The sequence below is a fragment of the Corynebacterium sp. HMSC05C01 genome, assembly GCF_001807155.1.
In the GTDB taxonomy this organism is placed as follows: domain Bacteria; phylum Actinomycetota; class Actinomycetes; order Mycobacteriales; family Mycobacteriaceae; genus Corynebacterium; species Corynebacterium coyleae.
The window spans coordinates 82646-90869 of sequence record NZ_KV787950.1 but is presented as its reverse complement, the minus strand read 5'-3'; the positions used below and the strand labels follow the sequence as shown (position 1 = coordinate 90869).

Below are 8224 nucleotides of genomic sequence, written 5' to 3'. Positions count from 1 at the left end.
AACTGGACCACCTACATCAGATCAGACACAATGCATGGAGCCATGGGCAAATTGCGGATAGCGAAGTGTCCCGCCACCTCGGCGTCAGCACCTATGCGTCACTCTTTAAGCTCGTGAGAGCGTAAGGCAAAGTACCATTAACCACTACTTGCCCTGCAAGCCCCGCGTTTGACCTTTATCTTCAACCGCATGGGAGCTTTCATCATCTCGCTGATTGAGGCAATTGCGGCTGCCGCCGCAGCGATTTTGGCGGCCATGGCACTGAAAACCTCGAATAAGGCCAATGATCTCGCGGAGAAAATGCGGGATGACAACCAAAAGTTCAAGGATGAGGAACGCGAAAAGGACGACGAGCAACGGCGCAACGCGGTTGCGATGAGTGTTTACGCCTACTGGGCGAAGCGGGACGACAACCAGTGGGGAGTGGTGATCAGTAACAAGGGCCCGCGTGCGACGGTGGTGAAGGACTTCCGGGTGGAGGTCAAGTGCAAGGACAAAGACAGGACCTGTCACGAGTCGCACCAGATGGTCGCACTGCCCGTGGGCGAGTTCTTCATCGAGCACAAAACGACGAAGTACGGCTGGGGCAACCTCGTCTCCATCAACGAGAACGAGCGGTTCAAGCCCGTGGTGTACGCCAACACGTGGCGCGTGGACCAAATCAGCTTCATCGACCATCTCAACGAGCAGTGGACCTACACGCCTGAGACTGGCTACACCCACCAGCCGGCCAGCTAGCCAAGAAGCCACCACCGTTTCACGTGAAACGTCACGCAACCAACCCCCACTCAAACACCCGTCCGATATAAACCTCCCCCGCATCGGGCGCGCCGGATAACCTGCCTAGTATGTCTTCTCCCACGCAGGAAGCAGCGCAGGAAGCGCGCACCGATAATGCGGCGAACTCCACCGCCTACGCGCCCGGCCTCATGGTCAAGGTCCGCGATGAGTTGTGGCTGATCACCAGCGTCACCCAGTCCGTGGACGGATACCTGCTCAAGGTCCGCGGCCTGTCGGATTACGTCCGCGACACCACGGCGAGCTTCTACACCGCCATCGACGACGTCGAGGTCTTCGACCCCGCCAACGTGGAGGTCGTCCCGGACCGCTCCCCCGGCTACCGCACCACGCGCCTGTGGCTGGAGACCACCCTGCGCCAAACCCCGGTGCCCCTCTACCAGGAGGAGCTGTCGGTGGCGGACCAGATGCTCATGGATCCGCTGGATTACCAGCTCACCGCCGTACGCAAGGCGCTTTCCGACGACAACCTCCGCCCCCGTGTCCTCATTGCGGATGCCGTCGGCCTGGGCAAGACCCTCGAGATCGGCATGATCCTCTCCGAGCTGATCCGTCGCGGCCGCGGCGAGCGCATCCTGGTGGTCACGCCGAAGCACATCATGGAGCAGTTCCAGCAGGAACTGTGGTCCCGCTTCGCCATCCCGCTGGTGCGCCTGGACTCCACCGGCATCCAGCGGGTGCGCCAGATGCTGCCGGCCAGCCGCAATCCGTTTACCTACTTCCCGCGCGTGATCGTGTCCATGGACACGCTGAAGAGCCCGAAGTACCGCGCGCAGCTGGAGAAGGTGCGCTGGGACGCGGTGGTGATCGATGAGATTCATAACGCCACGAACGTGGGCACCCAGAACAACGAGCTGGCCCGCACCCTCGCCTCCACCACAGAGGCGCTCCTGCTCGCGTCCGCCACTCCGCACAACGGCAAACCGGAAAGCTTCAAGGAGATCCTCCGCCTGCTGGACCCCACGGCGGTGCTACCGAACGGGGAGATCGACAAGGACGCGGTGTCCCGCCTGGTCATCCGCCGCCACCGTCACAGCGACGAGGTAGCCAGCGTGGTCGGCGAGCAGTGGGCGGAGCGACTGGAACCTAAGACGATCCTCGTGGAGGCCTCCGCGGAGGAAAATGCCGTCGCGGGGGAGCTGGAGCAGACCTGGATCCACCCAGACAACGCAAAGACCAACCCGGCCCAGGACCGCCTTTTCCCGTGGACTCTGGTCAAGGCGTTCCTCTCCTCCCCCGCCGCGCTGGGAGAGACCATTGAGAACCGCCTCAAAGAGATCCCCACCAAAGAAAGCAACCAACGGAAAGCCCTAGAGCACCTGGCGCAACTGAACTCAAACGTCACCGACCTCTCCTCCAACAAATACCGGGAATTGGTCAAATATTTGCGAAAAATCGGAGTTGGTAAGGGGAAGAAGACCAGGGCGGTGGTGTTCTCGGAGCGCGTTGCGACGCTGTATTGGCTTCGGGAGAACCTCGTAAGAGACCTAAAGATGCCGGCCGGTGCGGTCGAGGTCATGCACGGCGAGCTCTCGGACGAAGAGGAGATGCGCCTTGTAGGGGAATTCAAGCGCGAGGGCTCGAAACTACGCATCCTGATCACCGGTGACGTGGCATCCGAGGGTGTGAACCTACACACCCTGTGTCACAACCTGATCCACTACGACATCCCGTGGTCGCTGATCCGAATCCAGCAGCGTAACGGCCGCGTGGACCGCTACGGGCAGATGGAGCCCCCGCAGATCGCTGCGCTGCTGCTGGACACGAAGCAGGGTGGTTATGTGGGCGAGTTACATGTGCTGACCAAGCTGATCAACCGTGAGAACGAGGCACATGCGTTGCTTGGCGACGTCGGCTCGCTCATCGGTAAACACACCGTTTCCGGCGAGGCGGATGAGATTCGCCGGGTGATCCAGAACCAGGCTGGCTTCGATGAGGTGGTCAAGTCTCCTGAGCAGGTTGCAAGCGCGGATGCGCAGTCGGAGGAGGATCTCATCGATCTGTGGATGTCGGGCTTCGGGCTTGACGACGAACCTTCGGAAAACCCCGTTTCCGACCCAAGTGCCCCGCACACGACCAGCCTGTACGCCTCGGAGATTGCCTACCTGGAGGACGCACTGAACGAGGCCTTCTACGGCGCGCCGGAGAAGGCGCTCGCCGCCAACGGTGTCGCCTACGAGCTGGGCAAAAACGGCGTGGCCGAGCTGGCCCCGCCGGAGGACTTGCGCCGCCGCCTGGACGTGCTGCCCCAGGACTACTTGGCGGACCGCAAGGTGCGCGAGAAGTTCCTCCTGGCCACCAACACTGCGGTGGGCAACGAGATCCTGCGCAACGCGCGCACCGGCCAGGACGGTTCCACGTGGCCCAAGGCCCACTTCCTAGGTCCGCTGCACCCGGTGACGGATTGGGCCGCCGACCGAGCGCTGGCGTCGTTGTCGTCTGGCCAGATCACCGCTATCGAAGGTGACGTGGAGATGCCCACCGTGCTGTTGATGGCCACGCTGACCAACAAGCGCGGCCAGGTGGTCTCCCGCGCGTTTGTCACCGTCGCCGGCGGCATGCTGCCCAAGACCATCGAGGACCCAGTGGCCTGGCTGCGCGGCATCGGGCTGACCGAGAACGCCATCAACCCGGAAACGCTCAAACTGCCGGACAACGCGCAAGAGCTCGTCGCCAAGTCTGTGGAGATCGCCGGTAACCAGCTGCAGCCGATGATGGCCGCCGCCCGCAACCACGCATCCAGCCGCATCGAGTACTGGATCGACCGCGCCGACCGCTGGCAGCACGCCAAGGACGACAGCCAGCAGGTGCTGCGCGTTGGCCGATCCGCGAACCTGATTGCTGAGGAGCGCGCGCTGATCGCCTCGCTTGAACCAGACCGTGAACTTATCCGCCCGCTCGTCCTCGTTCTGCCGAAGGAGCAGTAGATCAATGGCTACCTACGACTCAATCATCAACGTTGATGAATGGATCAATGATTACTACTTCACCGCTGATGAAGGGGAGTCCTTCACTAAGAGATTGGGTAAGCGCGTTTCGGAGTGGAAACAGTTAGAGAAGGAATCCAACATCCCCTCCCCCGTTAAACGCTTGCAGGCGCGGCGTAATGAGTTACAAAAAGCCTTCGCCACCAAAGTCGAAACCGCCGAGCTCGTGCGTGCCACGTTTAATTACGGCACCCCTACCAAACAGCATTACACCCGCGCCGGGGACACGTTTGTCTACCACGGCTGGGTGGGTAACGCTGGCACCCTGGTGGTCGTCAGCGCTGCACCGGAGAAGCCGAAGGACGGTGACCAAGAAGTTGAACTCCGCACCACCGAGGAAGACCTGACCACGCTCCCCGTCACCGGCGGCATCGCCGCGGAGGGCAAGGAACCGGAGCAGGCGAAGGTGTCCAAGCTGGTCGGCGACCTCTTCCTCGCCGCCGAACCCCCGGAGTTCATCGTGGTCCTCGCCGGTGCGTGGGCCGTACTCGCCGAGCGCGAGTCCTGGCCGCTGGGCCGCTACCTCGCCGTGAACCTGCAGCTGGCGGTGGAGCGCAACGACACCAAAAAGGCCGGCGAGCTCGAGCGCGTCGCCGTCATCTTCGCCCGCGAGAACTTGGAGCGCGCCGCCGACGGCACCACCTGGTGGGCCGAAACCCGAGAGGAATCCCAGCAGCACGCCGTAAAGGTCTCCGGCGACCTGCGCGACGCGGTGCGCGAGTCCATCGAGATCATCGGCAACGATGTCCTCAACCGCCGTCGGGAGCAAAACCTGCCCATCGACTGCGTCGACGGCAACGAGCTGGCGCACCAATCCCTGCGCTACCTCTACCGCATCCTCTTCCTGCTGTTCGCCGAGGCCTCCCCGGAGCTGGCCATCCTGCCCACCGGCGCACCGGAGTACGTGGAGGGCTACGGCCTGGACCGCCTCCGCGACCAGATCCTCAACCCGCCCGTGACCGACAAGGCGCGCCGGGGCACGCACCTCTACGACTCGCTGCAGCTGCTGTTCACCCAGGTCAACGACGGCCACGAGCCGCTCGAGACCGCGGGCGCCGACCAGGACGCGCAGAACGAGGGCCTGACCTTCCGCAACCTCGAAGCGGACCTGTTCAAGCGCGAGGCCACCTCGCTTATCGACGAAGTTAAGCTCTCCAACGACGCGCTGACCCGCGTCCTGCAGAACCTGCTGCTGTCGAAGGTCTCCGCCGGCAAGGACCGCGGCTTCATCTCCTACGCCACCCTGGGTGTGACGGAGCTCGGCCAGGTCTACGAGGGCCTGATGTCCTACCACGGCTTCATCGCCCAGGAAGACCTCTACGAGGTCGCGCCGAAGGGCGACGCCTCCAAGGGCTCCTGGGTATTGCCCACCCATGCCGCGGACACCGTGCCGCAGGACAGCTTTGTCATGGAGACCAAGCAGATGGAGGAAGGCGGCACCTCCAAGGTGCGCCGCGAGCACCCGGCCGGCTCCTTCGTCTTCCGCCAGTCCAGCCGCGACCGCGAGCGCTCCGCGTCCTTCTACACCCCGCAGGTGCTCACCGAGTTCACCGTCGGCCAGGCTATCGAGGTGCTTCAGGAAGAAGGGCGCATCGAAACATCCGATGACGTACTCAGCCTGACCATCTGCGAGCCCGCCATGGGCTCCGGCGCCTTCGCCGTGGAAGCCGTGCGCCAGCTCGCGGAGCTGTACCTGAAGCTGCGCGAGGACGAACTGGACGCCCAAATCGACCCCGAGACCCGCGCCGTTGAGCTGCAGAAAGTCAAGGCCCACATCGCACTGCACCAGGTCTACGGCGTGGACCTCAACCCCACCGCGGTGGAGCTCGCCGAGATCTCCCTGTGGCTGGACACTATGACCAGCCAGCTCAAGGCACCGTGGTTCGGCCTGCACCTGCGCCGCGGTAACTCGCTCATCGGTGCGCTGCGGTCGACCTACTCCACCGCACAGCTGAAGAAACGTGAGTGGCTCACCGCCGTGCCGCGCCGGGAGCCGGTACAAAACCTGGCCGAGGCTATCGACGCCGGCGAACCCAAGGACATCAACGTTGCTGGCCGCATCCACCAGTTCCTCCTCCCCTCCTCCACCTGGGGCGCGGCCGCGGACGCGAAGGACCTGAAGACCCTGGCCAAGAACGAGATCACCGCCATGAAGGCGTGGAGGAGGTCCGTGACCCGCAAGGCACCCACCAAGGAGCAGGCGAAGAAGCTGACCAACCTGGCCGCGCGCGTGGAATCCTTGTGGGCCATCACGCTGTCGAAGATGCGCATCGCTGAAGATCAGATCCGCCGCGACATCGATCTCTGGGGCCGCGAGACCGAGCACAACGCGAAGAATGTCCGCCGCGAGCAGATTGAGCGCGAGCTGCTTCACGACGCCGAAGGTGCCTACCTGCGCCTGCGCCTAGTGATGGACGCCTGGAATGCCCTGACTTTTTGGCCACTCACGGCCACCGATGAGCTGCCAGACTTCGACGAGTGGTTGGTTACGCTCAACGACATTTTGGGTACCGAGATCACCGCACGTGATGCGGCGCAGGGACAGCTCGGCCGCGCCGACAGCTGGGATGACCTGGTTCAGCTCGAGCGCACTGAGATCGAACTCTCCGGCGCACGCAAGATCGAGACTGTGTTGGAGAAGCACCCATGGCTGAACACCGTGCGCAGAGTCGCCTCGGAGCAGGGCTTCTTCCACTGGGATCTCGACTTCGCGGCTGTCTTCGCCCGCGGTGGTTTCGACCTCCAGGTGGGCAACCCGCCGTGGGTGCGGCCCCGCACTGACCTGGACGCGCTCTACTCCGAAGCTGATCCGTGGTTCTCGCTGGCGCACAAGCCGACCCAGGCCGCGAAAAAGGTGCGCCGAGAACGGTGGAACGAGGACACCGCGACTCGAGCGACTGTGTTCAGCGGCCTCGGCGAGTCGGTTGCGACTTCGGCAGTACTTAAGGACACCGGCCGGTACCCGCACCTCGTCGGCCAACAACCTGATCTGTACCGCGGATTCATGGAACGGACTTGGGGAAATACTTCACCCGACGGCGTTATTTCTCTCATACATCCCAAGAGTCATCTCACCGAGTCCAAAGCGACCGCCTTACGCCGCGCCTCATATCACCGCTTGCGTCGACTTTGGCATTTCACCAACAAGCTCGGGTTGTTCGACATTAATAAAGATGAAAAGAATTTCGATGTCTCGGTTTACGGAGAGTCGCGCGACAAAATTGGTTTTAGCTTCTGCGGCAGCGCGCACCACCCGATCACTGTTGAACAGTCTTTAGCGCACGACGGCGAAGGACCTCTTCCATCTTTCAAGGATGAAAATGACAATTGGGACCTTCGGCCCCATCGCGATCGCATTCAATTTGTGAATCTCGATACACTTGAACTTTGGCGCTCGATACTCGAAGACGAGGAAACGCCACCCCAGGAAGCGCGAACGATTTATACCGTAAATCAACAGGCCGCGAGAATTCTGGCGCACCTGGGCCAGCTGCCCAGGATTGAGCGGCTCGGTCTGCAATATGCTCGCGGTTGGGACGAATCAATTGACAAAAAGAAGGGCTATTTTGAGGCAGAGTGGGGGTGTCCCCGAACTCTGAACGATGTAATCCTTCAAGGGACACATTTAGGGGTTGCAAACCCATGCAATAAGCAGCCGGACCCGTCGTTGAAGAAGGACAACTGGGAAAGTCTCGATCTAGAGGATCTAGGTAGAGATGCAATCGCGGCTACTGGCTATAAGCCAGATCGATCTGCGAAACCGACGTACGATGCTGACTACGCAGAATGGGAACTTGAGGGGAGGGCGGTTTCAGCTAGATACCCATTCAGAATCGCATGGCGCCAAATGTCTGCACCAAGCGGGTTCCGTACTCTCTACCCGGCAATAATCCCGCCGAGGGTAGCTCATGTCAATGGTGTCATTTCAGCAGGCTTGCCGGACGGTTCACAGAATTCCCAGGTTGTAGTGGTGGCTGGTGCATTCATGTCATCGCTGCTTGTCGACTTCTTCGTGAGATGTGCCGGAACACACTTATGGCCAAGCCTCATTGAGCGTGTTCCAATCTGGGTACTCAACGAACTCAAGAGCGACGTTTCTAAAGCCTACCTTCGCCTCAACTGCCTCACCGAGGCCTATGCCCCGTTGTGGGAGGAGGTTGTGGGGCAACCTTGGGGCGTCGATACGCCTTTGCGTAAGGATGAGGAGCGGCGTGCTGCGCAGGTGGAGATTGATGCGATTGTGGCGTTGTCGTTGGGTGTGACGGCGGATGAGTTGTGCATGATTTACCGGACGCAGTTTCCGGTGATGCGTCGTTATGACCAGGAGGATCGGTTTGATGCGAATGGTCGGAAGGTGCCGAAGGAGGTTGTGAAGGCGGACGCGAAGTTGAAGGACGGTGCGGAGTTGTCGGTGGCGGATCGGACGTGGACGCATCCGC

The 8224-nt window shown here is 61.8% G+C and carries 3 protein-coding genes; all 3 read left to right on the top strand.

The window, feature by feature from the left end:
- The first annotated feature begins 189 nt into the window (after positions 1 to 189).
- A complete protein-coding gene (locus tag HMPREF3145_RS04745; protein ID WP_141740815.1) occupies positions 190 to 738 on the top strand; it encodes a hypothetical protein in 549 nt (182 codons plus the stop codon).
- 110 nt (positions 739 to 848) lie between these two features.
- Complete coding sequence (locus HMPREF3145_RS04740; RefSeq protein WP_070422099.1) at positions 849 to 3725, top strand: DEAD/DEAH box helicase; 2877 nt, start codon at positions 849 to 851, stop codon at positions 3723 to 3725.
- A 4-nt stretch (positions 3726 to 3729) separates the two neighbouring features.
- A partial coding sequence (locus HMPREF3145_RS04735) for an Eco57I restriction-modification methylase domain-containing protein (RefSeq protein ID WP_246817503.1) occupies positions 3730 to 8224 on the top strand: 4495 nt, incomplete at its 3' end.